The sequence below is a fragment of the Streptomyces sp. NPDC037288 genome, from assembly GCF_055603265.1.
This window is the reverse complement of the sequence record NZ_JBVJVY010000022.1, coordinates 1-21446: the sequence shown is the minus strand read 5'-3', so window position 1 is coordinate 21446 and position 21446 is coordinate 1. Positions and strand designations below refer to the sequence as shown.

26 protein-coding genes and 1 pseudogene are annotated in these 21446 nt (G+C 70.0%); 6 read left to right on the top strand and 21 right to left on the bottom strand.

Annotated features, from left to right (window positions below; translation table 11 throughout):
• Nucleotides 1-291: 291 nt before the first annotated feature.
• Nucleotides 292-1005, top strand: a complete 714-nt coding sequence (locus ACZ7GZ_RS23785; RefSeq protein ID WP_471027183.1) for a hypothetical protein — start codon at nt 292-294, stop codon at nt 1003-1005.
• 208 nt (nt 1006-1213) lie between these two features.
• Here the strand turns inward: ACZ7GZ_RS23785 and ACZ7GZ_RS23780 are convergent, their stop codons facing one another.
• Both ACZ7GZ_RS23780 and ACZ7GZ_RS23775 read right to left on the bottom strand, forming a co-directional pair.
• Nucleotides 1214-2170 (bottom strand): hypothetical protein, encoded by a 957-nt coding sequence (locus tag ACZ7GZ_RS23780; protein ID WP_471027182.1) that lies wholly within the window; start codon nt 2168-2170, stop codon nt 1214-1216.
• Nucleotides 2171-2221: 51 nt separating this feature from the next.
• A complete protein-coding gene (locus tag ACZ7GZ_RS23775; protein WP_471027180.1) occupies nt 2222-3484 on the bottom strand; it encodes an MFS transporter in 1263 nt (420 codons plus the stop codon).
• A 38-nt stretch (nt 3485-3522) separates the two neighbouring features.
• On the opposite strand from ACZ7GZ_RS23775, the gene ACZ7GZ_RS23770 reads away from it, so the two are divergent.
• Nucleotides 3523-4119 carry a CGNR zinc finger domain-containing protein gene (locus ACZ7GZ_RS23770; protein WP_471027178.1) on the top strand — a complete coding sequence of 199 codons (597 nt, stop codon included), beginning with the start codon at nt 3523-3525 and terminating at the stop codon, nt 4117-4119.
• On the opposite strand, the gene ACZ7GZ_RS23765 is transcribed toward ACZ7GZ_RS23770, so the two are convergent.
• The 17 genes from ACZ7GZ_RS23765 to ACZ7GZ_RS23685 all read right to left on the bottom strand — a co-directional run bounded on the left by ACZ7GZ_RS23765 (nt 4013) and on the right by ACZ7GZ_RS23685 (nt 16949).
• Nucleotides 4013-4474, bottom strand: coding sequence for a GNAT family N-acetyltransferase (locus tag ACZ7GZ_RS23765; protein ID WP_471027177.1), 462 nt, complete (start codon nt 4472-4474; stop codon nt 4013-4015). The two genes, ACZ7GZ_RS23770 and ACZ7GZ_RS23765, sit on opposite strands and share 107 nt — an antisense overlap.
• A 115-nt stretch (nt 4475-4589) precedes the next feature.
• A complete protein-coding gene (locus ACZ7GZ_RS23760; RefSeq protein ID WP_471027175.1) occupies nt 4590-5786 on the bottom strand; it encodes a site-specific integrase in 1197 nt (398 codons plus the stop codon).
• A gap of 65 nt (nt 5787-5851) precedes the next feature.
• Nucleotides 5852-6067 carry an excisionase family DNA-binding protein gene (locus tag ACZ7GZ_RS23755; RefSeq protein WP_471027173.1) on the bottom strand — a complete coding sequence of 72 codons (216 nt, stop codon included), beginning with the start codon at nt 6065-6067 and terminating at the stop codon, nt 5852-5854.
• A gap of 168 nt (nt 6068-6235) precedes the next feature.
• On the bottom strand, nt 6236-7492 hold the full coding sequence (locus ACZ7GZ_RS23750; RefSeq protein ID WP_471027171.1) for a DUF3631 domain-containing protein: 1257 nt from the start codon (nt 7490-7492) through the stop codon (nt 6236-6238).
• A complete protein-coding gene (locus tag ACZ7GZ_RS23745) occupies nt 7489-7905 on the bottom strand; it encodes a hypothetical protein (protein ID WP_471027169.1) in 417 nt (138 codons plus the stop codon). The genes ACZ7GZ_RS23750 and ACZ7GZ_RS23745 overlap by 4 nt, the downstream gene beginning before the upstream one ends.
• The gene (locus ACZ7GZ_RS23740; RefSeq protein WP_471027167.1) at nt 7902-8840 is read right to left on the bottom strand and encodes a bifunctional DNA primase/polymerase; all 939 of its coding nucleotides are present in this window, start codon (nt 8838-8840) and stop codon (nt 7902-7904) included. Before ACZ7GZ_RS23740 ends, ACZ7GZ_RS23745 begins: the two co-directional genes overlap by 4 nt.
• A gap of 114 nt (nt 8841-8954) precedes the next feature.
• Complete coding sequence (gene ssb / locus ACZ7GZ_RS23735) at nt 8955-9401, bottom strand: single-stranded DNA-binding protein (protein WP_471027166.1); 447 nt, start codon at nt 9399-9401, stop codon at nt 8955-8957.
• 16 nt (nt 9402-9417) lie between these two features.
• Nucleotides 9418-9918 (bottom strand): hypothetical protein, encoded by a 501-nt coding sequence (locus ACZ7GZ_RS23730; RefSeq protein ID WP_471027165.1) that lies wholly within the window; start codon nt 9916-9918, stop codon nt 9418-9420.
• A gap of 19 nt (nt 9919-9937) precedes the next feature.
• Nucleotides 9938-10129: a hypothetical protein gene (locus ACZ7GZ_RS23725; RefSeq protein ID WP_471027163.1), complete on the bottom strand. Its 192-nt coding sequence runs from the start codon at nt 10127-10129 to the stop codon at nt 9938-9940.
• A gap of 211 nt (nt 10130-10340) precedes the next feature.
• Complete coding sequence (locus tag ACZ7GZ_RS23720; protein ID WP_471027162.1) at nt 10341-12461, bottom strand: hypothetical protein; 2121 nt, start codon at nt 12459-12461, stop codon at nt 10341-10343.
• 1 nt (nt 12462) lies between these two features.
• Nucleotides 12463-14061 (bottom strand): hypothetical protein, encoded by a 1599-nt coding sequence (locus ACZ7GZ_RS23715; RefSeq protein WP_471027160.1) that lies wholly within the window; start codon nt 14059-14061, stop codon nt 12463-12465.
• Nucleotides 14062-14147: 86 nt separating this feature from the next.
• Nucleotides 14148-14462, bottom strand: coding sequence for a hypothetical protein (locus ACZ7GZ_RS23710; protein ID WP_471027159.1), 315 nt, complete (start codon nt 14460-14462; stop codon nt 14148-14150).
• A 28-nt stretch (nt 14463-14490) separates the two neighbouring features.
• Nucleotides 14491-14829 carry an RRQRL motif-containing zinc-binding protein gene (locus tag ACZ7GZ_RS23705; protein WP_471027157.1) on the bottom strand — a complete coding sequence of 113 codons (339 nt, stop codon included), beginning with the start codon at nt 14827-14829 and terminating at the stop codon, nt 14491-14493.
• Entirely contained in the window at nt 14829-15836 is a 1008-nt protein-coding gene (locus ACZ7GZ_RS23700; protein ID WP_471027155.1) for a DUF2637 domain-containing protein, read from the bottom strand. The genes ACZ7GZ_RS23705 and ACZ7GZ_RS23700 overlap by 1 nt, the downstream gene beginning before the upstream one ends.
• On the bottom strand, nt 15833-16366 hold the full coding sequence (locus ACZ7GZ_RS23695) for a hypothetical protein (protein WP_471027154.1): 534 nt from the start codon (nt 16364-16366) through the stop codon (nt 15833-15835). The genes ACZ7GZ_RS23700 and ACZ7GZ_RS23695 overlap by 4 nt, the downstream gene beginning before the upstream one ends.
• The gene (locus tag ACZ7GZ_RS23690; RefSeq protein WP_471027152.1) at nt 16363-16692 is read right to left on the bottom strand and encodes a hypothetical protein; all 330 of its coding nucleotides are present in this window, start codon (nt 16690-16692) and stop codon (nt 16363-16365) included. Before ACZ7GZ_RS23690 ends, ACZ7GZ_RS23695 begins: the two co-directional genes overlap by 4 nt.
• A complete protein-coding gene (locus tag ACZ7GZ_RS23685; protein ID WP_471027150.1) occupies nt 16689-16949 on the bottom strand; it encodes a DUF6284 family protein in 261 nt (86 codons plus the stop codon). The genes ACZ7GZ_RS23690 and ACZ7GZ_RS23685 overlap by 4 nt, the downstream gene beginning before the upstream one ends.
• Before the next feature lie 890 nt (nt 16950-17839).
• Between ACZ7GZ_RS23685 and ACZ7GZ_RS23680 the strand changes: the two genes are divergently transcribed.
• Both ACZ7GZ_RS23680 and ACZ7GZ_RS23675 read left to right on the top strand, forming a co-directional pair.
• Nucleotides 17840-18607 (top strand): helix-turn-helix domain-containing protein, encoded by a 768-nt coding sequence (locus ACZ7GZ_RS23680; RefSeq protein WP_471027149.1) that lies wholly within the window; start codon nt 17840-17842, stop codon nt 18605-18607.
• A complete protein-coding gene (locus ACZ7GZ_RS23675; RefSeq protein WP_471027148.1) occupies nt 18607-19080 on the top strand; it encodes an NUDIX domain-containing protein in 474 nt (157 codons plus the stop codon). Before ACZ7GZ_RS23680 ends, ACZ7GZ_RS23675 begins: the two co-directional genes overlap by 1 nt.
• On the opposite strand, the gene ACZ7GZ_RS23670 is transcribed toward ACZ7GZ_RS23675, so the two are convergent.
• Both ACZ7GZ_RS23670 and ACZ7GZ_RS23665 read right to left on the bottom strand, forming a co-directional pair.
• The gene (locus ACZ7GZ_RS23670) at nt 19068-19637 is read right to left on the bottom strand and encodes an HD domain-containing protein (RefSeq protein ID WP_471027147.1); all 570 of its coding nucleotides are present in this window, start codon (nt 19635-19637) and stop codon (nt 19068-19070) included. The genes ACZ7GZ_RS23675 and ACZ7GZ_RS23670 overlap by 13 nt on opposite strands.
• 11 nt (nt 19638-19648) lie before the next feature.
• A complete protein-coding gene (locus tag ACZ7GZ_RS23665; RefSeq protein ID WP_471027145.1) occupies nt 19649-20086 on the bottom strand; it encodes a GntR family transcriptional regulator in 438 nt (145 codons plus the stop codon).
• Nucleotides 20087-20209: 123 nt separating this feature from the next.
• Between ACZ7GZ_RS23665 and ACZ7GZ_RS23660 the strand changes: the two genes are divergently transcribed.
• Nucleotides 20210-20734, top strand: a complete 525-nt coding sequence (locus ACZ7GZ_RS23660; protein WP_471027144.1) for a transposase — start codon at nt 20210-20212, stop codon at nt 20732-20734.
• Nucleotides 20629-21446 (top strand): annotated as a pseudogene (locus tag ACZ7GZ_RS23655) (IS1380 family transposase); the annotation flags it as partial. The gene ACZ7GZ_RS23660 and the pseudogene ACZ7GZ_RS23655, both read left to right, overlap by 106 nt.

Sequence of the window (21446 nt, the reverse complement as noted above, 5' to 3'; positions counted from 1 at the left end):
CCTGAGCGGCATTGAGTGCCCGGGCCGCATCGCCCCAACGGCCGCAGGAGAGGGGGGCGATGACAGGGAGGTGCTCGCCTGCGTCCTCGAGGAGGAGTGGCACACCTCGGCGCAACGCACAGGGTTCACTCAGTAGAAACAGGTTGGCCCACCCGTATCATCCATGTGTCGGGACACCCCCCACAGGAAGCCTCCCCGCTCTGCCGGGGAACCCGCAGTACAACTCCCGCTCCCCACTTGCCGCAACCGGAGGCAAAGGAGCGCACCCCACTCATACCGTCGGAGCGACAGATGCCTGAGCCCACCACCCCCGTCACCGAGTTGACCTCGCAGTACGTCAGCCAGGTGACCAACGACCTCGAGCGCAACGTCAAGGAGCAGGAGCGCATCTCCGCCGAAATCGTGGCGCTGCAGGAACAGTTGACGGCCCTGCAGCATGATCACACCATTCTCACGAGCATGCAGCAGGCACTCGGCGTGACCTCGGTGGGCGCACCCACCACCACCGACGGCGCCGTGGTGCCCGGCCCGCGGCAGCAGACCACCGCCACCTCCGGCGCACGCCGGGCGCCGAAGAAGGCGACGGCGGAGCAGTCCGAGTCCCGTAAGGAACAGTCCGAACCGAGGAAGCGGTCCGCCAAGAAGCCTGCGGCGACCAAGCCGACGGTGAGCAAGCCCACGGTGACCAAGCCCGCCGCGACCAAGCCCGCGGCGAAGAAGGCGGCCACTCAGACGGCTCAGCCCACGCTCGTCGAGCTCGTCCGGCGCCATCTCGCGGACCAGCAGGAGCCGCGCTCCGCCGCGGAGGTCACCGAGGCGCTCGAGAAGGCACATCCCGACCGGGCGATCCAGACCAAGGTCATCCGCACCACTCTGGAGAACCTCGTGGCCCGCAACAGCGCCCAGCGCACCAAGCAGGGCTCGTCCGTCTTCTACACCTTTCCCGCCGGTTCGGAGCCGACGGCGGCGAACGCGGAGGAGCCCCAGCCCGACGCTGCCGAGTGACCGCGTTCCCCTCGCCCCGTCCTGACCGTATCTGAGCGCGGTTGAGGTACCTCGGCCCTCAGCCCGCTCGGGGCGGGTTCCGGTCGGCATCGAAGGGTGTCGCCGAGTCGCGGGGACGGGGCCGGTCCGGCACGGCCGTACGCCCCGCGCCCCGCATGAAGCCGGTCCAACTGACGTAGTGTCAGACATGGTCGGCGCTGCCTGCGGCTCACTGGCCGGCGCCGGCCCTCTGTCGCGTCTGGTCGAACTCGTTCACCGGGTCGCCCGCGGTCTGCCAGGGCCATGTGGTGACGACGCCACTGATCACCTCGAAGACGGAGCGCGCCTCGGCGCGCCGGTCCGCGGCCATCAGCGCGTAGGCGAGGAGGTTGAGGTCGGCGAGCGCCTTGGCGTGACGGAGGAAGCCGGGCTGGCCCCATGTGTGTGCCACGCGGTCGAGCGCCTGCGCGGCCATCGCCTGGGACCAGTGGTTGCGCGCGACCAGTGCCTCGAATCCGCCGCGGTCCAGGATGGAGTGGTACTGGAGGACCTGGGCGGTGAGTTCGGTCGCGACACACGGCGCGTTGGCGGGCATGCGGGCGCCCAGGCTGTCCACGAACTCCAGGACCTGGATACGCGACCCCGCCTCCTGTGGGCTGAGGTAGGCCAGCATGCTCAGATAGGCCTCGCGGTTCCAGCGATCGCGTGCGAGCACCTCGTTCCACACCCCGAAGACCTGGGACTGCTCCCGGCGCTCCAGGCGTGCCACCGCGAGCAGAGCCACCCAGGGAGTGGGGTCGTCCGGAGCGAGTTCGGCGGCCCGCAGACAGGCCTCGATGGTGCCGTCGGGGTCTTCCAGGCGCCCCTGGGCGCGGCCCTGCGCCACCTGGGTCCAGGCATGCAGGACGAGCGCGTTCGCGCTGTGGGGCTCCCGCGTGACCCAGGACCGCGGCAGATGGGATCCGGCGAGGTAGCCCGCGAGGACGTCCACGCGATGCGCCCGGCGGTCCCAGTCCCCCGGGTCCTGCTCCAGGAGCCGGGACATCTGCGCCACACACAGCTCGGTGGTGCCGAAGGTGCCGGTCCTGGTCGTCGCCGCGAGAGACTTCAGCAGCTTGCCCAGCTCCTGGTCGTCGAGCTCCGGAGCGAGGCGGGCTTTTCTGCGGCGACTTGAAAGAAATGCCATGGCCGGAGGCTAGGGCGAATCGGTGAGGACACAAGGGCTGGGCCGAGATCGTTATGGTTTACACGTATCATCCGGCATCCGTCCGGGCGAGGGTCGTGTTGCCGCAATTCCTGGTGCCGGACAGGAGGCGGATGACTGCGATCCGGCGGCGTGCAGCGGTACGGCGCGGAAGACCAGCGCCGCCGCGACCGCCACGCCCGCCGCGGTTGCCAGGGCGCCGGGGAGGGACCAGGCCGTGAGCGGGCCGGCGATCGCCGCGCCCGATGCGAAACCGGTGATCTTCAGGCTGGCACCGGTGGTGAAGATCTGGCCGCGCAGACGGTCCGGAGCCTCCCGGTGGCGTACCGCGAACAGGGCGGTGAGCTGCGGTCCTTCGCCGATTCCGGCCAGCAGCAGGGCCAGGACGAGCACGGCGGGCCGGGCCGTCGCCGCCAGGGCGAGCGCGCCGGCCTGGAGCAGGGCGCCGGCCCAGATGATCGAGTCGGGGGCCATGGCCTGAGGGAACCGGGCCAGTACGGCGTTGGCCGTCAGAGCCGAGACGGCCGCACAGGACAGCAGCAGCGCACCTCGGCCCGCTCCGCCGAGAACACGTTCACCCAGCAGCGGGACGCAGGCCGTCAGCATGCCCTGCGCCGCACAGCACAGGACCGAGAGCAGGGTCGCCCGCGCCAGCCGGCGTTTCCTGACGATGACCCGCATTCCGGCGGCCAGGTCGCCGACCAGCGAGCCCCGCTCCCCTTCCCGCACCCGCTCAGGACGTCCCGGCAGGGTCCACGCGGCGGGCGCCGCCACGCCGATGAGTGCCGCCGAGACCACGACGGCCGCTGACGCGCCCAGGGCCTCGGCCACGCCACCGGCAAGACTCGGACCGGCCAGGCTCGCCATGCCGAAGGTCATGGCATCGAGGGCGTTGGCGCGTGGCAGCCGGTCACCCGCCGCCACGCGCGGCAGCTGCCCCGTCCAGCCGCCCGACAGCGCGGGTCCCAGCGATCCGGTCAGTACGGCGATGACGACCGTGACCGTGGGCGGAAGCCGGCCGAGCCCCACGAGGATCGCCACCAGCCCGGTCGCATACAGGACGAGCGCCACGGCGAGCAGCCGTCCCGGCCACTGGTGCCGGTCGAGCGCCGCCCCGAGCACCGGGCCCCCCGCTGCCGCCGCGACCGTGATACCCGCGAGCAGCGCCGACGCTTCGGAGACCGACCCGGCGACGGCGAATCCCGCCAGCATGAGCGCCGGTCCGGACATCTCGTCCCCGGCCCGGGCCACCCCTGCCCCCGCGCAGTACGAAGCCATCGCGTAACGCCGAATCATGCACTTGACGTTACGGAGGTAACTCAAATCTTCGCAATATGCGTTACATTGCGCTGGTGTCCTCCCGTAACGCCGCCGACGGCGACTGGGCCACCCGGCACTCCGTCCTGGCCATGGCTCGCCGCACCGCCGCCCTCGTCAACGCCCTCGCCGAGGACCGCCCCGCCCCCGGCGACGTGGCGGAGGTCCTGCGCGCGTACGGCGAGAGGGGCCCTGCCGACCTCACGGCCGGTGAGGTCGCGCGGATGCGGGACGCCGCCGACCGGCTGCGGGAGGTCTTCGCCGCCGAGCACGCCGACGACGCGGCCGTCGCCCTCAACCGCCTCCTGGGTGCCCACACCAGTCGGCTCCGCCTGACCTCACACGGGGGCGGCACGCCCTGGCATCCCCACCTCGACCATGACGACGACGCCCCCTGGGACGAGTGGTTCCTCGCCTCGTCCTGCCTGGCCCTGACCGTTCTCGTGTGGGACCGCCAGCTCCCGCCCGGCAGGATCTGCGCGTCGGGCGCCTGCCGGAACGTCTTCATCACCCAAGGGCCGGGCCCCGAACGCCGCTACTGCTCCCGGCGCTGCGCGACCCGCGAGCGGGTCGCGGCCCACCGGCGTGCCCGCTCCGCGCCCTCACCCGGGTGACCGGCGGCTCGGCCGCGCGGGGCCGGTTCGTCACGGCGGCGCGCCCGGTGGGCCACGCCGACGCGCCGCGGTCGTCCGTGGAGACGCGGTCACGCTGGAAGCCGACCTTCTTCTCCAGGACCCGGAACGACGGCGCGTTCCAGGTCCGCACCGTCGCCCACAGCCGGCGCCGCCCGGTCGCGACAGCCGCGTCGAGCACGGCGGAGGCCGCCTCGGTCGCATGGCCGCGCCCCTGCGCACGGCCCCGCTCGGCGACGAGCGCACGACGAGTCTCGGCATCCGCCTCCGTCCACGGCCGCTGGATCAGCCGAGGACTCTTGTGGGGGAGCGGGATGGGCGCACAGGCGGTGGTCATACCGGCGCCGTAAGATCCCAAAGGCCCATCGGAACAGCGTTTCTGCAGTTCAGCGGGGGGCCTTGGGGGCTCTTCCAGCCTTGGGGGAGCCAAACGGGGAGCCATGGCGCCGAAATCAGAGGCTGTCTGGGGTCTCGTCCTCGATCACATCGTCGTCGTCCCCAAAGATGTCATCCATGGCTTCCGCACCCTCGGAGATGACCGGTCGCAGTTGCTTCCGATAGACCCTCTCGGTCGTTCCGCTGCCGTTGTGTCCAACGAGGCGAGAGATGACTTCGATAGGGATCCCGTGGTCCGACAGCACGGACACGAAGCTTGTCCGTAGCTCACGCGGGGTCCACTCCATCGGGTTCTCGAAACCAGCCTCCTTGAGCAGAGTCCTGAAGTTCCGGCGCACGTTCAAGGCACTGCGGAGTTCACCTGTCTCCGTCGGGAAGACCAGTCGCTCATCGGTCCACTCATCGCCGGCCGCGAGGCAAGCAGCCTGTTCGCGACGCTTGTGAGCCCTCATTACGGTGACGGTCTGCTGCGGCATCGCCAGCGAGCGTCTGCTCCTCCGGGTCTTCGTGTCGCCATGCCGTCGTACCGAGCGCCACACGTCCACGTGCGGCTTCTGCTTTCCGGAGCATGTCAGATGAACGTGCGACCAGGTCAGGGGCCGTGCCTCTTCCGGCCGAACCCCCACGAGCAGGGAGAGGACCACGTAGGCGTGGATCCAGGTGCCTTGCTTCGCGCGAAGAACAGCCGCACCTTGCTCCAAGGAGAGCGACTTACTCGGCCGCCCGGCTCGCCCTTCCGGTACCTCGACCAATTCAGCGACGTTGCGCACGGCCCTACCTCGCCTCTGAGCATGGCTGATCGACCGTCGAAGGACAGAGTGCACCATCTTCAAGGACTGGGTTGCGAGAACCTCGGCCTCAGCCTCCAACCACTCATCCAGATGGTCAGCTTCGAGGTCGCACAGCTTGCCCTTGCCCAGCTGAGGGATGATGTGGTTCTCGGCGAGGCTCTTGTAGGTGTCGACGCTGGTTACTTCCCTCCCCTTAAGTCCTTGGGCAAGCCAGTCGGTCACTGCTTGAGCAACGGTGTAATTGGCCGGCGTCTTGACGCCAGCAGCCAGCTCCTTTCTCAGCTGGCGGAGCTTCTGACGAACTTCGGCTTTCGTCTTGCCCGACACCTTGGGCCGATTGCGTTTGCCAGCTGGGGTGTAGCCCAGAGATACGGCGCCGATGTACCTGTTCTTGGACTTGTCCCAGTAGATCGAGTCGTCGCCGTGCCCGGCCCTGGTACGCCCCTTGGGCGTCTCAGTCATGCGCTCTCGCCTTCCAAGAAGAACAGGGCCACACCCGGAGGTGTGGCCCTGTGTTGTTGCTGGAGCTAAGCGGCGGCTTCAGCCTCGCGCTTGAGTAGTTCGACGTATTCGTCGATCCACTCGCTGGGGACCAGACGCCGGCGACCACAGCGGACCGTGCGAAGTCGCCCGAGCCGTATCTCGTCGTAGGTCGTGGTGCGGCCGATCCCGATGAGCGCGGCTGCGGCTTCCACGCTGTGAAGACGGCGCTGTGCCGGAGAGGCGGTGGCAGCCGAATCCATGGGTTCCTCCCTCATAGATCGCTCGCTGTGTAAGCCCTCGGGGAGTCCGCAACATCCGCCACGCCGCAACATCGCAGGTCAGCGGCTTGGATCTGTTGCGGATGCCGGTTGTGTTGCGGATAGGTGCCGCCGCGTGGTGCGCGGCGGCACTCTGGGTTGGTGGGGCGGTCAGCCTGCCATGCGGAGTTGGCGTGTGTCGGTTTCCGCGTGCATGCGGCGGCTTTCGAGGGGCTCTTCCGCCACAGATTCACCCCCGCTGGCCTGCTGTGTTGCGGCTGTTGCGGCTGTTGCGGACTTCTCGGGGGGAGGGGGGCAGTAGCGGGCCCAGGCGTCGGTCAGGTCGTCCGCGTAGTAGCCCTTCGGGGTGCCGCTGCCGATGCGGATACTCCGGGGCTTGATGGGGGTGTTGTCGGGGCGGACGTACTGCTTCAGAAGCTTGGACAGGCCGCGGGTCGTGAGTGGTTTGCCGTCGTCGTTCAGGTCGGCCCAGGGGGCGTCATCGAGTCCGAGGAGGACTTCGAGGATGGCGGCGGTGGGCATGCGGTCGGCGCCGCAGAACACCTTGTCCCGCAGGTCTTTGAGCAGGCGGACGCCGAGGGAGGCTTCGTGGCCTTCTCCTGCGGCTTTGATGAGTTCGACGCAGGCGGCGCGGGCGCGCTTGGGCCAGTGGCCGCCGGCTGCGTCAGCGACCGCGAGGAGCGGTTCCCACACGTCGGCGGGCCGGTCGGAGACCCCGTCGGGCATTTCCGGCCAGGCTTCGGCAATCTGGTCGTGCACGGTGGTGGCCCAGTCGGCGAGCCGGTCTCGCAGGACGTGGCCCTGCTTTTCGTGGATGCGCCGGCGGTACGGTTCGGCTTTCTCGTTGGGGGCCTTCTTGCGCATCCGGATGATGACCGAGCGGGTCAGGATCGTGTCCGGCAGAGAGCCGAGTCCGGCCATGGCGACCGCGCAGAACGAGGAGAACCACTCGGTGGACTGGTTCGAGCCGTCCCCGACGCAGCGCAGGGACTTGGCGCCGCGCCGGTAGCCGGAGTTCAGGAATCCGCGGACCTCTTCGTTGCCCCCGGCTTTGGGTCCGAAGACGGTGTCGATCTCATCGAACAGCAGCGTCGGTGTTCCGCCCTCAGCCTCCACGAGCCGGAACAGGGCGTTGGCGGAGGCGTTGACGGTGGTGGCCGCACGCGGGGTGAGGGTCTCCACGATCTCCAGGGCGCGGGACTTGCCCGATCCGGGCTCCGGGGAGAGGAAGGCGAGGCGGGCGGTGCCGTCGAATGCGTCAATCAGGTGGGCGTGCGCGTCCCACAGGGTGACGGCGACGTAGGCGGCCTCGGTGGGGAAGATGTTGAAGCGGCGGTGGAACGCTTCGACTTCATCGAGCAGGGCGGCGCCGTCGATGGACGAGGCAAGCGGCTTGACGCTGGTCATGCGGCGTTCCTCCTTTCGGTGTGCTGGCCGGGCGTGCTGGTGCAGGAGTCCCTGTGCGCCTCGTACTCGGTGACCAGAGCGGCCACGGCGTGTTGTCCGACGGCGGTCCCGGTCTGGCCGCAGGCACAGGCGTAGGCGGCGGTGGGGGTGGCGCCGTAGCGCTTGGACCAGCGGGTGCCGTCGTAGTGGTGGCGGTAGACGGGCGGGGCGGAGATGCGGATGCCCGGCCTGTCTGGTGTCGGGTCGTCGGGGGTGCGGCGAGGCTGATCGGTCGGGTGCGGGTCAGAACGAAGAACTGAAAGGACGGCCTGGCGGCCGTCGCTCTTCGTGCCACGGCCCCCATCAGCGCCGCCCTGGGCCGGGCGCGAACCGGGTGGGGTGGATCGGGTGGGCTTTTCAGGGCGGGGGGTCATGCGGCGTCCCTGGGCCGGCAGGTGCGGATGGACCAGTCCAGGGCGCTTCGGATGGTGGCACGGCACTCGGCCGCCGGCAGTCCGGCCGCCTCTCCCCCCGCCTGAAACGCCTCCTCCACCACATCCCGCGGGATCTCGCCCCACGCGACGAACCGCCCCAGCGCGCGGGCGCCCTCCAGCAGCCGCGTGTTTCGGCCGCCCTCGCCGGTCTCGGCGACCGCGGCCACCTCACGGTCAAGAGCGACCCTGGCCCGCCGGGTGACCGAACCTGGCACGAGCAGCGGCGCGGACGCCGCCGTAGCGGGTCGGGACGGCTCAATGAGCAGTGACGTTAGCCAGTTGGGCAGTGCGGCAACCGGCGCGTCCTCCAGCAGCTCGTAGGCGCCGTCGGCGGTGGCGCTGCCGGGGGCGACGACGTAGCCGCCCCACGCGCGGGTGTCGATGTGCGGCCCAAGCCGATTGACACTGCTGGGCAGCCTCCCGTCAGGCGGGGCGGTGAAGTACAGGTGGCGTCCCCCGCGGGGAGTCCGCACCTGGTACGTGGGCGGAAGTTCCTCGTCGGCGCGCTCGCAGAGCGCGATCAAAGAAGCGGCGCCGTCAGGCGCTCCTTCTTCCTCTCCCGGCTTGCACACGTCCAGATCCACCACCAGCAGCCCGGCCGGACCGGTCGCGATCCCCACGTTGTACGGGGTGCGCGCCCACGCGGCATGGATCAGGTCCGGGTCGGTGGTGGCGCGCTGCTCCGGGGTGCGGTGTCCGCCCGCACAGCGCCCCGTTCCGGGGCAGGAACGCTCCGGGTGCCCGGCCGGGCGCTTGCTGCCAGGGTGGAGCGGGATGACGGGCCAGCAGCGCTCGGCTGAGCGGAGGGCGGAGGCCAGAAGGTGCAGGCTGTCCAGGTCGACCAGCGGCATGTCGGTGACGCTGATGGGGGTCATAGCGTGCCCCCCGAGGGATGAGTCATGCTGGAGTTCTCCAGATCTCTTGGATGGGACTGGATTGCCGGGGCGACCGCGTGTCTTTGGCGAGAGAGCCGGTCGCCCCGGGCGCAGTTAGAACGGCGGCTCGTTGCCCGGCTCAGGCCGGTTGTCCCCGGTGTTCCACGGGTCGCCGGACGGGGCACCACCGGTGGTGCGCTTGGCGTTGATCTGGACGGTGGTGAAGCGGACGGACGCGCCGATGTCATCGACCTCGACGGCGAGCATCGAGCGCTTCTCGCCCTGCTCGGTGGTCCAGTCGTGCTGCCGCATCCGGCCCATGGCGACGACGCGGGAGCCCTTGCTGAGGCTGTCGGCGACGTGTTCTGCGAGGGTGCGCCAGGCGGCGCAGCGGTAGAAGGCGGTGGTGCCGTCCTTCCACTGGTTGGTGTTGCGGTCGAAGCTGCGCGGGGTGACGGCGATGGTGAACTTCGCCAGAGCGGCGCCGCCCTCGGTGAACTTCAGTTCCGGGTCGTCGGTCAGGTTGCCTACGAGGGTGATCGGGGTCTCTCCGAACGACATGGGGTTCCTTCCGGGTTCAGCGGTTGAGTTCGTTGCGGTTGCGGGCGATCAGCCCGTACGCGGGCGCGGTGATCGTGTTGTTCTCCAGCCGGACCTGGCCGGAGTAGTGGTGATGGGTGACGGTGTGCGTGGCCTTGACCGAGCGCACCGCGGAGCCGATGGCGGCGGCGACCGCGGCCACGGCGGCGATGGGGAGGGTGACGAACAGGACGCTGGTCAGGGTCACGGCGGCGAATCCCTTGCAGGCGAGCCAGATGCCGCAGCCGATGCCGACGCAGGTGGCGCCGACCCCGATTCCGGCGACGGCCATCCCGGCGGCCCAGGCGGGGACGATCCGGCGGTCCGGCTGCGCGACCGGGGGTGTGCTGCCGTAGGCGGGCAGCGGGGTGTCATCGCGGTAGGCGGTCGGTATCTGCGGCACGGACCTGTAGGCCTCCGCGATGATCCGGCGGGCCTCCGCAGTGGCTTCGGCGTCGCTCATGCGCGGCTGCCAGGCCGCGGCGTCGTGGTCGGGCATGGCGGATCTCCTGCCGGGGTCAGGTGAGGTGGCGGGCGGCGTCGGCGAGCGCGGCGCATACGGCGCGCACGGGACCGGCGGCGCCGCTGCCGGCGGTGAAGAAGCCGAACAGGAACAGCACGAGGGCGCTGAACGGGCCGACGTAACGACCGCGCAGGAGGACGAAAGTCAGCACTCCGAAGAGGGCGACGGCGGACAGGGTCACGATCACGAGCGGCCTCCCGGAGAACGAGAAGCGGGCGGCATCCGGAGTGATGCCGCCCGCCCGCTTAGTTACGGTGTGTGGTTGTAGTGGCTACCGGCTAGTGGCTACTGGCGATCAGGAAAGGGCTGTTGAGGGGCCCTGTTGGCCGGTAGCGGGCCGTTCTAGTGCCTAGTGGCAAGTTGCCGGTAGGCAGTAGCCGGTAGCCGTCTGTGAGCGTTCAGGCGTGGTCGGGGTGGACGTAGACCGAGTGCGGTCCGTTGTCCCGGTAGACCAACTCGCCCCGTGCGGCTGCGGCCTTGAGGGCATCGCGCACGGCCTGCCGACTCCGGCCGACCCGGTCAGCGACAGCGGACGGTTTCATACCGGCCGCCCCCGCCCCGTGGATGGCGGTGATCGCGTCCGGCAGCCAGTCCGGCCCGTCCTCCCGCCCGGCCGGCGGCTCCGGGGTGCTGTCGCGCTCCTCGCGCAGCGCGGACAGGTTCAGCCCGTCCCGCCGGTCCGGCGCATTGGTCGGGCGGGGGGTGTGCGGATCGGGGGCGGTGGGGAACTGGGCGTCGATCTGCTCGCGGAACCGGGCCAGTTCCTCCTCGACCGGATCCCGTGCCGGCTCACCCCGGAGCGCGGACAGGTTCAGCCCCGAGCTACCCGGCCCCGGCGTCGGTTCGTTCTGGGCAGCATCGTTGTCGGGGGTGTGGTCGCGCATCCAGGCGGTGCGGTCGGCGTCCCAGCGGCGGACGTAGGCCGGTCCGGCGGCCTTGACGGAGATGTCGTCCAGGCAGGGGTGCCGGTCGGAGGTGGCGGCGATGATCTCGCGGATCTGGTTCGGCTTGATCCGCCACGCCTTGAACAGGGCGGCCGGGGACTCCGGGGTGCCCATGAACCCCGAGCCCTTGTACGGGGCTTGCTCGACGCGCAGGCCGCGGGAGCTGGGGAACATCTTGCCCAGGTCCATGCCCTCGGTCTCACCACCGGTCAGCGCGACGCGCACCTTGCCTTCCCGGCGGATCATCAGGTTGCCCAGCACGCTGCCGGTGGCTCCCAGCGCGGTCAGGACGGTGCGCAGGCCCATGGCGCGGGCGATCCGGATGACTTCGAGGATCTTCTCGGCCAGCTTGCGCATCTGCCGGTCGGTGCTGACCAGGATCTCCGCGCCCTCATCGATCACGAGCATGATCTGCGGAATGGTCCAGCCGATGGGGAGCAGGTCGGTGTTGTGGCGGGCGAGCAGGTCCTGGTAGGCCATCTTGCGGTGCTTGGCGACCCGTACGGCGGTCTCCAACATGAGCATCGCCTCGTCATACGTTCCGGCGAGCCAGTCGATGCCCGGCCGCGCCGGGCCGCCGTCCAGGGCTTTGATCTCGCCGTTGAGCGCGGGGAGGACCCAGGGCAGGCCCGCGCTTCCGGCGTTGAGGTCGATCACCCAGGTCAGGACGTCCTCGGCACGGGCGAACCCGGCGAGGATGCCGTGGACCAGGTTGGTCTTACCCGAACCGGTCGGGCCGACCACCAATGCGCACTGCTCGCGCAGGTAGACCGGGATGGGTTCGGCGTTGGTGCGGTACCCCCACGGGATCCCGGTCAGCACGGACAGCGTGGTGTAGTCGGTGGGGTAGGTGCGCTCTTCTTCCAGGACGTTGACGGTGGTCACGTCGATGATGACCCGGCCCTGGTGGATGCCGGGTGAGGCGGTGGCGGTGCAGCCGTGCGGCAGGTGGGCATCGGCCGACAGCTTCGCCGACTCGGCTGCGATCTTGGTGTAGGTGGCGCCGCCGGACGGGAGTTCGGCGTCGATGGAGAACCCGGCCCCGGTCGCCCACGCCTCCACCGCGAGGACGCGCACGGTGATCCCGCACACCCGCTGGATCCGGTCCGCCCACTCCGCGGCGATCGCCCGCCGGTCCGCGGACAGCTCCCTGGCGATCTGCCGCTGCTCGGCTGCGATGGCTTCCTCCTCCCGCGCCTCCTCATGCAGGGCAGCGGAGCGGGCGGCGGTGCCGATGCCGACACCGATGACGGCGAGGGATCCGAGAGCGGCCCAGGTCAGCGGGCCGTGGGTCATGGCCCAGGTGGTCCAGCCTGCGCCGACGAGCCAGCAGGCGGCGCGGGTGGCCAGGGTGCGGCCGGCGTTGCGTACCCGCAGGCCGGCGACGGTGTGTCCGAGGGCCCCGGCGGCGCCGACGGCGAGCGCCCACCCGGGCGGCATGGAGGTTGCGGCGCCGGTGGTGGCGACGGCGAAGGCTCCGGTGGTGGCGGACAGGGCGCCGGTCACGGGTCCGTGACCGGCGCTCCAGTCCAGCACCGGACCACTGCTGTTGTTGGCGGTGGCGGTGCTGGCCATGTCAGACGTTCCATCCCTTCTCGGCCTCGGTGCCGTTGCGGGGGTCCTCGTGACGGGCGATGTCCTGCTCGTGGACGCGGCGGAAGATGCCGGGCAGCTCCTCGGCCCCCTCGGCGGCCTTGCGCAGCAGCTCGTAGATGTCGTTGAAGCCGTTGGCGACCTCCTTCTCCAGCGGGAACTCACTGTCGGAGCGCTCGGCGAGGATCTGCATCACGTGGGCGACCATGTTCAGGGCCTCGGGCAGGCCCTCGACCATGGCGAGGATCTCCATGCAGCCGTCGGGCTCGTAGAGCATCGCGGCGGCCTGCATCTCGGTGGCGTGGTCCTCGAACCTGAAACCGGAAGCGGTTGACACCGGTGTTCCTTCCTCAACGTCGGGTGTGGCGGGGGCGGGGGTGTGAGTGGCCGGCCGCTCGACGCGGTCGGCGATACCGTCGGTGCCGTCCTGCTCGGCGGCGGCATCCGCCGCGGCCTCCTGCTCCTGCAGGCGTTCGCGGATCTCGGCGTCCTGCTCGGCGCGCTGCTCGGCGGCGGCGCCCACGATCCGCCGGTACAGACGGCGGCCGGGGTGGATCAGCCACGGGATATTGAGCCTGCGGCCAATCCAGGTGGTCAGGCAGCCCAGCAGGCCGACGGGCAGAGCGAGCAGGCCGGCAAGGAGCCGACGACGCTGGAAGCGCGCGGCGGACCGCCGCAGCGCCCGGCGGGCTGTCCTGCGGGCCGGTGCCCGGCGTACCGCAGCGCGCTGGGTGCCGACGGCGGCACCGGTACGGGCGTCCCGCCGGGCCCGGTTCCGGGCGATCGCAGCGTCCCGCGTGGCACGGGCCCGGCCCGCGGCACCTGCGAGCATCCGCCGGCCGAGACCGCGGGGACCACCGGTGCCGCCGGGGCGGCGTGCGGCGTTGGTGGCGCGGCCGTTGCGGCGGGCATCGGCGACCGCGCGACGGGCCGCTGTGGTCTGCGCCCGCCTGTCCGCACGCGAACCGGCCGCGGCTCGCTGCTGCGTCCGCAGGGCCCGCACCTGTCCCACTCGGCCCAGGCCCCGGCCTGCAGCGCCAGTCGCACGGCCGGACAGGCCGTGACCAGTGCCGGTGCGAGTTTTCCCGCCCACGACGGTGGTGCCGTGACGGAACGCGGCACCGGTGCCGCGTCGGTGCTGGCCGGGCACCCGGCCGGAGCGGCCACCCGTGCCGCCCGCGCGGGAAGACCCGGAGCGGCCCGCGGCACGGCCGGCCCCGCCAGTCGCCCTACGGGACGTTGTACGGGAGGCCGCGGCCCGGCCGGCGGCGCGTGCTGCGGCCCGCCGCGCCTCACGCCGAGGGCTGGGGGTGCGGGAACGGGTTGTGGCGAACGTGCCCAGGACGACGACGCCCGTCGCGGCGACGATCGCGGCGACGGGGCCGCCGGCCAGGGAGGCGGCGGCGACCGTGCCGACGGTGGCGTTCGCCCCCGACAAGGCGAGGGGGACGACCGGCCAGCCGCCGGGCGTGTGCTCCACCTCGGCCGCGGCCGACGTCTGCTCGGGCGGCGCCGGGGCGGGCGGGGACGTCTCGGGTGCGGCAGCCTCGACGGCTACCGGCTCGGTGCTGAGTTCGGTCATGCTGAGAGCACTCCTTGGTGGAGTAGGGCCCGGCCGGGGCCGTGGAAAGTGCCGGCCGGGCCCGCCTATGAGGGGCAGGCCGAAGGTCACACGGTGCGGTGCGGGTGCTGAGCTGCGATCTCCTGCCAACGCCGGTTCTCAGCGGCGTCGGCGTTGGTCAGCCGCACCTGAAAGTCACAGCCCGGCTGCATGCACTGGTGCGTCCGGGTGGACAGCGCCTCGGCGCAGCGAAAGGCCAGGCTGGTGAAGGTGGCCAGGCACGAAGCCGAGCAGGCCACCAGCAGCACGGCGGGCACGCCGTACCGGGACAGCCGCACGCCGACCGCCACGGCCAGCACGGCGCAGGCGGCGACGATGCCGGACAGGACCAGACGGCGGCGCGGGGATGAACTGAGGTTCACGCTCGACTCTCCAATCGGTAGGAGGGGTTCAGGCGGCGCGCTGTTCCTCGGGGTACGCGCAGGGCACGCACATGCCGAGCGAAGCGGGGATGACGTATCCGGCATCCCGCCGGCACTGCGGGCAGGTGCGGCGCGCGGTGTTCGCCTTGGCCAGGGCGGCCCGCTTCGCGGGCGTCATCGGCCGGACCGGCTTGGCGTGCTCGATCGAGTACAGGTAGGCCACCAGCGGCCTGCGGCGGCGCCGCGGACGCTCCAACTGGGCGGCCACTTCCTGCCCGCCCGGCCGAAGCCCCTTCGCGCGCAGCTGGCGGCGGGTGGCCAGCCCGTCAGGGGCAAGCCGCCACGGGTAGACGGGTAAGGCGGCCATCAGCGGCTCGCAATGACCAGCTCAGCCCCGCCCGTGGCCGGGTCTCGGTGTTCGGCGTAGCGGGCAGAGACCCAACCCACCGACCAGCCGCACAGCTCCGCCGCGGACCGCACCGACAGCTCCGCACCGAACGCGGCGGCCACAATGGCGCGCGCCTCGTCCTCGGGCAGCTTGCTCGCGGCCGGACCCCGCGCAAGCAGCGTGGCGCGTTTACGCTCGGCCCGCTCCTCACGCTCTTGCTGTTCACGGCGTTCACGCGCCTCCTGCTCCGCACGCTCACGCGCACGGCGGGCGATGGCTTCCCGCTCGGCCTGTTCACGTTCCCGCTCGCGCTGTTCACGCTCGCGTTCACGGCGTTCACGCTCAGCCCGCTCGGCCATCTCCAGAGCGGCCCTGCGCTCCTGTTCCTCGCGCCAGCGCCGCTCTTCCCGCTCGGCCTGTTCACGGGCCAAAGCCGCTTCGTACTCACGCTGTTCACGCGCCAACATCGCGGCGTGCTCGCGTTCCTCGCGGGCTTGGTGGCGGGCGGCTTCCTCCCGCTCGCGTGCCGCCTGCTCGGCTGCCTCACGCTCGGTGCGCCGCTGCTCTTCCAGCCGCGCCACCGCCGCCGCGATCGCCCGCCTATAGGCCAAGCTGGTCTCTGCTGTGACGATCAGCAACAGCGGTGCCACCGAGTGGACAGCTACGCCCACCAGGTCTTTCTTCAACGCAGAGTCCGCTGTGTTCAGCGCCAGCGTCATCAGACCGGTCATCCACCGCAGCGTCATCGGCCAGCCGCCACCGTGCCCGCCCAGACGGGCCAGCACGTCATCGAGCTTGACCACGATGACCACCGCGGCATCCACCACGAGCGGCAGGATCGGCGCCGTCCACGCCCACTCATCCGCCGTGTGCTCAGCCATCAGCGGCGTCACGGTGAGGATGGAGTAGAGCATCGCCCCGCACACGATCAGCCACGTGCCGCCCGACAGCGCGCGTTCTGCTGAACGAGTCTGAACGCTGTTCATGCCGCACCCTCCGCCGGCCTCGACACGGGCATGTGAGCGCGGCGGAAACCGTTGGAGACGGGGTCGTAGATGAACGCCTCACAGCGCCACGTGAACGCGGCGGCCGGACGTTCATCGCACCGCTGCCACACATGATCCGTCGGCGCGCCATGGGTGGCGGTATCGGCGTAGGCGTCCTCGCGCGAGGCGTAGACGGTGTGCGGCTCGCCGTGGTGCAGCAGCACCGTCAGCGTCCGCCCCTCCGCCGGCCCGCCCTTCAACTCCTCGCGCAGACGGCGGATCTCGATGTCCTTCAAGAGGAGTTCCTGCTGCGCGGCGGACAGCTCCTCCATCGCGCAAGCAAGGATGGCGCCCACCTCGGACGTGGCCGCTTCAGCCCGCTCCGCGCGGTCGGTGACGGCGTACAGCTCCCGCACGTGCTGGGACCAGGCGGCATCCGCCTGCCCCTGCACCTCACGGGCGCCAATGCGGGCCTGTTCGACGTCCTCACTCAGCCGGCGCAGACGCCCGGCGGTAACCAGGCGGATCATGCCGCACCCCCGTCCGTCTCCAGGGCAGGAATCTGGCCGAAGGCCACCAGCTCCAGCGTGGCGCCCGCGTACTCGACCGACGCCTGGAGGACTCGTGTGCGGCCGCTGTTCTGCGTGCCGTGGGTCACGGCGTCGGGGGCGATGCCCAGCGCCGCACGCCACGACTCGAACGTCCCCAAGCCGTCGTGAAAGCGCAGCTTGAGCCGGTTCGGGAAGATGTCGGTCACCTCCAGCACAGGTGCCGGCAAGTGCCCGAAGTCCACCGAGAGCAGGCGCAGCGCCCCCAGCGGCACGGACAGGTCGTCCAGCATCAGCCCCTCGCTCATGCCGCCTCCCCCGAGACGGCGCGGTTGGCCAGCGCCGCTCGCGCACTCAGCACCCGGTGCAGCGCCTTGCGCAACCGCAGCTTGTCCAGCTCGTTCGGCGTGCAGTCCATCAAAGCGATCCGCACGTCCAGCAGCTCGACTTCCGCGTCGATCAGCGGCGTCTCGGCGCTGATGGCGTTCAGCTCCGCGACCGTCGGCTCGCGGTCCAGCTCGTCCGCGTCGATCGCGGACAGCACGGGAAGGGAGAGAATCTTCATGGGTCGTGTTCCTCTCGAAGCGTGGAACGGCCCGAACAGCGGGTCCCGGGTGGCACCCCGGGAGCCGCGCGCCGTTGGGGTCGGAACATCCGGCTCCCCGCGCTCCCGTCCGTCCGGTCCCGCGCAAGGCGGCCCGTACGGGCGGGAGAGGCAGCCGGTCGCAGCGAGCGGGCGCTGCGAAGCCAGAAAGGTGGACCGGCAAGTTGCTCAGGCGACGCCAACTGGTCCGGTCTCGGCGGCGCCTCAGGTATGTCGTCGGATCACACCGACCTCCTGCAGATCGCAGGGACACGGCTTCACCGGCGCACCGTTGCCACAGCGCACCGGCCCCGAGCCGGGAAAATCGGACGCGTCATCGTCACTGCTCTGACGCCAGCAGGGCGGCCTGCACGAATCGGTACAGAGCGGCGTGCCGCCGACGACATCACCCGGTCGCCGCGGGGGCGGTCTCACTCTTACCGCCACGTGCGTTGGGGCCCCGCTGCACTTCCCCACACCCGGGGATCGGGTGGCGCCTGCCAGGCGCGTAGGGGAGAGCCGACGTGCATCGCAAGGCGGTTTGCCCCCGGACCCTCGCCCTAGGCACCTACCACGACCGCCGACTCGCGTCAGCCCCGCACGATCACTGTTCAGTTTTTCGCAGGACGGAATCCGGGCCTAGCTCTCCGGGTCCTACATGAGGAACATGTATTACGTGTTCCTCATCTTGCAGAGGAAGGTTCGCCCCGTCAAGCCCTTCGGCTTTGTGGAGTTCAGCGAGACCCTCGCGCTCGATGTACCTACAGACTGGCGCTGGCGCAGACGACGAGCGACCCCGTACCTGTACGACTTGGGTCGCTCTTAGCTAGCGTGAAGTCGTACCAAGTCGTCCTACTCAGGCGGAGGTTGGTGTGGCGAACGAGCGACTGAGGGGCGCCATCGTGGACTCGGGCCTGACGCTCGACGAGGTGGCCCAACGGCTCGGCGTGGCGTCCAAGACGGTCGAACGGTGGATCAACGATCCTGAACGCAAGCCATACCGCCGCTTCCAGTACGCGACAGCTTCGCTGTTGAAGTGCGAAGTGTCGTACCTGTGGCCAGACGAGCGGACATCCGCAGAAGTCACCGCCTCTGGCAACGCAGAGTTGGTCAGGCCCTATCCACACCGCTCCGTGGTGATGCAGACCCTCTGGACCGACCTGTACTCCAAGGCGCGCCAAAGGTTCGACGTGCTGGTGTACTCCGGGTTCTGGCTGACCGAAGACGCAACGTTCCACCGCATAGTGAAGGAGAAGTCAGCCGAGGGAGTACCGATCCGTTTCCTGTTGGGGGAGCCCGCGTCGCAAGCGGTCGCTGTACGGGGGGACGACGAGGGGATCGGCCCAGCGATGGCAGCGAAGATCCGAAATGCCCTCGTCAACTACGGCCCGCTCTTCGGCCTCCCCGGTGTCGAGTTCCGTCTTCACGACACCACCCTCTACAACTCGATTTACCGGGCCGATGACGAGATGCTGGCGAACGGCCATATCTACGGCGTCGGCGCCTACATGGCCCCTGTGCTGCACCTACGGCGTGTGCCAGGCGGCGAACTCTTTGACGCCTACGCTGAGAGTGTGGAACGGGTCTGGGAATCTGCCCGGCCGATCTCCTCACCCGCCGACTGGGAAGGCACGCGCTGATGAGCCGTATCGACTACTTCCGCGACCCGAACGCCCCGAAGGCCAACTCAGTCGTGCCCTCGGTCACTGCGATCGTCCGGGACGACTCAGGACGACTGCTGCTCATCCACAAGACAGACAACGATCTGTGGGCGCTGCCGGGAGGCGGTCACGACATCGGCGAGCGCATCGGTGACACGGTCGTCCGCGAGGTCTTGGAGGAGACCGGGATTCAGGTCGAGGTCGACGACATCGTCGGGCTCTACACCGACCCTGAGCATGTGCTCGCTTACGACGACGGAGAGGTTCGACAGCAGTTCTCCATCTGCTTCCGGGCTCACCCCTTGAGCGGTTCCCTGCGTACGAGCAGCGAATCAAAAGAGGTCCGCTGGGTGGACCCAGCGGACCTCGACAGCTTGGACATCCACCCGTCCATGATGCTCCGCATCCAGCACGGGCTAGACGAGACGCGGCGAGAGCCCTACATCGGCTGATCGCTGGCAGAGACTTGCGCCAACCGCTTCTCCACGCGGCCGGCCGCCGCATGGATCTTGGGGGCGGCCCGTTGGATGAACCGCCCCACGATCGTGTCCGGGCCGTATCGTTGCACGATCTCATCCAGTCGTGCGGCCGGCGTGGTCTGCGTCCCGTCCGGCGTTGTGGTCATGTCGCAGTAGAGGAGCGCGTCGACCAGGTCCGGACGTTCGAGCTGGAACTCGTCCTCCAGCTCATGCCTCAGCCCCCGCTCCTCGGCTTCCAAGAGAGCACAAGAGTGGTGGGCCACGAGACGAACGACCCGTTCGTCTGCTCGTTCTTGGTTCCGGAGGAAGCGAGCGCCGTCCAACGGGTGGAAGCCCGTGATGGCGATAGCTGGCGAGTATCCAACGTCATGCAGCACAGCGGCGGCTTCCAACAGCTCTGCGTCGGCGCCCAGGAGGGGGCTCAGGGAGCGAGCGCGCTTTGCCACCCCGAGAGAGTGCACCCAACGGCGCGGCAAGGGTTCGGACAGCATCGTCTCGGAGAGCGCGTAGGCCCACTCAGTCAGTCCCATGTCTGCCAAGGCTACGGCCGCACGGTGGGAGTCGGGAGGGCACGGACCGTGCGCCCCTTTCCATGAACAGTGGCGAGCAAGCCGTTCCCTTCCATCTGCGCCAAGACACGCCGTACGGCAGTTCGGGAAGTGCCGAACCGCTCGCACAGCTTCGCCTCCGATGGGTACGGGTCGCCCACCGAGAGTGAGTCTTCTTTGATCACGTCCACCATGCGTTCGTCCAGGGATCGCCGATCGCCGCTCCGGGCGGCGCGCCATCCGATACCGGGCGCGGACTCGATCAGGCCGTCGGCTTCGAGGACCTTGAGCGCGCGACGGATGGTGTTGCGCGAGACGTCGTGCGAACGCATCAGCGCCGCTTCAGACGGCAGGTGCTCCCCCTCTTCGATCTCTTTCCGTAGCGCTTCCGCAATGATCAGGTAGGTTCCGCGCGGACTGGCCTCCGGCACTTCGGCTCCCTTCGCCTCGCTCCATCGCACGAGCCAAGGGTCGCACGACCGGCTACATGCAGGTCAGGGCACCCGTCGGCCGGGCCACTCGATCTCAGCGCCCGTCTCGTTTACCCATACGCCATGTCAAACGTCGTTCGCCCCGTCCCAGGGGACAAGACAGCACCCGCCCCAGACACCCGCCCCAGCATGTCGGATCCCAGCAAGTCGGATCCCAGTGTCCGTGTCCAGGGAGACGGTCGACGGGTGGTCACGCAGGCCGGTGCGGTCCTGCTTGTCGAAACAGTTCGCAAGACTGGCCTTGGCCAGGCCATATCCGCAGCTCTGGCTCCGTGGCGAAAGCCGCGGGCCGTCCACGATCCCGGGAAAGTCTTTGTGGACCTTGCTCTGGCGGTCGCGCTCGGCGGGGACTGCCTCGCGGATGTTGCGATGCTGCGGTGTGAGCCGGCCGTCTTCGGCCCGGTCGCCTCCGACCCGACGGTCTCCCGTCTGATCGAAACCCTCGCCGCCTCCGGCGAGAAGGCCCTGCACGCCATCCGGTCGGCACGGGCCGAAGTCCGCAGCCGGGTCTGGTCTGGTCTCTGGCGGGCAAGAACGCCCCGGCCACCGGCGGACAGGTCACGGTCGGCCTCGACGGCGTCCTCATGATCGCGCACTCCGACAAGCAGGACGCGGCCGCGACCTGGAAGAAGACCTACGGCCATCACCCCCTGACGGCCTTCGTCGACCACGGCCCTGGCGGAACCGGAGAGCCGGTCGCCGCTCTCCTCCGACCGGGAAACGCGGGCTCGAACACGGCAGCTGACCACATCACCACCGCCCAACTGGCCCTGGCTCAACTACCAAAACGCTACCGGCGGGGGCGGCGGACGCTGATCCGCACGGACTCCGCGGGCGGCACCCACGACTTCGTGTCCTGGCTCGCGAAGCGAGGCCGATGGCTGTCCTACTCAGTCGGCATGGTGATCACCGAGGCCATCCACAGCCACGCTCTGAAGATCCCGGCATCGGCCTCGACCCGAGCCGTCGAGACGGACGGAGAGGTCCGCGACGGTGCCTGGGTCGCCGAACTCACCGGCGATCTGCTCATGGGCTGGCCCAAGGGCATGCGGCTGATCGTCCGAAAGGAACGGCCCCATCCCGGCGCCCAGTTGAGAATCACGGACGCGGACGGCACGCGGATCACCTGCTTCGCCACCAACACCCCCGGCCGGCCGATCGCCGAGCTTGAACTCCGCCACCGGCTGCGGGCCCGCGCGGAGGACCGCATCCGGGCCGCGCGTTCGACCGGCCTGCGCAACCTTCCCCTGCACGACACCGCCCAGAACAACGTCTGGCTCGAGATCGTCCAGATCGCCCT

Coding starts and splice junctions, on each gene's coding strand:
- ACZ7GZ_RS23785 (WP_471027183.1), top strand. CDS start 292: ATGCCTGAGCCCACCACCCCCGTCACCGAGTTGACCTCGCAGTACGTC.
- ACZ7GZ_RS23780 (WP_471027182.1), bottom strand. CDS start 2,170: ATGGCATTTCTTTCAAGTCGCCGCAGAAAAGCCCGCCTCGCTCCGGAG.
- ACZ7GZ_RS23775 (WP_471027180.1), bottom strand. CDS start 3,484: ATGATTCGGCGTTACGCGATGGCTTCGTACTGCGCGGGGGCAGGGGTG.
- ACZ7GZ_RS23770 (WP_471027178.1), top strand. CDS start 3,523: ATGCGTTACATTGCGCTGGTGTCCTCCCGTAACGCCGCCGACGGCGAC.
- ACZ7GZ_RS23765 (WP_471027177.1), bottom strand. CDS start 4,474: ATGACCACCGCCTGTGCGCCCATCCCGCTCCCCCACAAGAGTCCTCGG.
- ACZ7GZ_RS23760 (WP_471027175.1), bottom strand. CDS start 5,786: ATGACTGAGACGCCCAAGGGGCGTACCAGGGCCGGGCACGGCGACGAC.
- ACZ7GZ_RS23755 (WP_471027173.1), bottom strand. CDS start 6,067: ATGGATTCGGCTGCCACCGCCTCTCCGGCACAGCGCCGTCTTCACAGC.
- ACZ7GZ_RS23750 (WP_471027171.1), bottom strand. CDS start 7,492: ATGACCAGCGTCAAGCCGCTTGCCTCGTCCATCGACGGCGCCGCCCTG.
- ACZ7GZ_RS23745 (WP_471027169.1), bottom strand. CDS start 7,905: ATGACCCCCCGCCCTGAAAAGCCCACCCGATCCACCCCACCCGGTTCG.
- ACZ7GZ_RS23740 (WP_471027167.1), bottom strand. CDS start 8,840: ATGACCCCCATCAGCGTCACCGACATGCCGCTGGTCGACCTGGACAGC.
- ssb (WP_471027166.1), bottom strand. CDS start 9,401: ATGTCGTTCGGAGAGACCCCGATCACCCTCGTAGGCAACCTGACCGAC.
- ACZ7GZ_RS23730 (WP_471027165.1), bottom strand. CDS start 9,918: ATGCCCGACCACGACGCCGCGGCCTGGCAGCCGCGCATGAGCGACGCC.
- ACZ7GZ_RS23720 (WP_471027162.1), bottom strand. CDS start 12,461: ATGGCCAGCACCGCCACCGCCAACAACAGCAGTGGTCCGGTGCTGGAC.
- ACZ7GZ_RS23715 (WP_471027160.1), bottom strand. CDS start 14,061: ATGACCGAACTCAGCACCGAGCCGGTAGCCGTCGAGGCTGCCGCACCC.
- ACZ7GZ_RS23705 (WP_471027157.1), bottom strand. CDS start 14,829: ATGGCCGCCTTACCCGTCTACCCGTGGCGGCTTGCCCCTGACGGGCTG.
- ACZ7GZ_RS23700 (WP_471027155.1), bottom strand. CDS start 15,836: ATGAACAGCGTTCAGACTCGTTCAGCAGAACGCGCGCTGTCGGGCGGC.
- ACZ7GZ_RS23695 (WP_471027154.1), bottom strand. CDS start 16,366: ATGATCCGCCTGGTTACCGCCGGGCGTCTGCGCCGGCTGAGTGAGGAC.
- ACZ7GZ_RS23690 (WP_471027152.1), bottom strand. CDS start 16,692: ATGAGCGAGGGGCTGATGCTGGACGACCTGTCCGTGCCGCTGGGGGCG.
- ACZ7GZ_RS23685 (WP_471027150.1), bottom strand. CDS start 16,949: ATGAAGATTCTCTCCCTTCCCGTGCTGTCCGCGATCGACGCGGACGAG.
- ACZ7GZ_RS23675 (WP_471027148.1), top strand. CDS start 18,607: ATGAGCCGTATCGACTACTTCCGCGACCCGAACGCCCCGAAGGCCAAC.
- ACZ7GZ_RS23670 (WP_471027147.1), bottom strand. CDS start 19,637: ATGGGACTGACTGAGTGGGCCTACGCGCTCTCCGAGACGATGCTGTCC.
- ACZ7GZ_RS23660 (WP_471027144.1), top strand. CDS start 20,210: ATGTCAAACGTCGTTCGCCCCGTCCCAGGGGACAAGACAGCACCCGCC.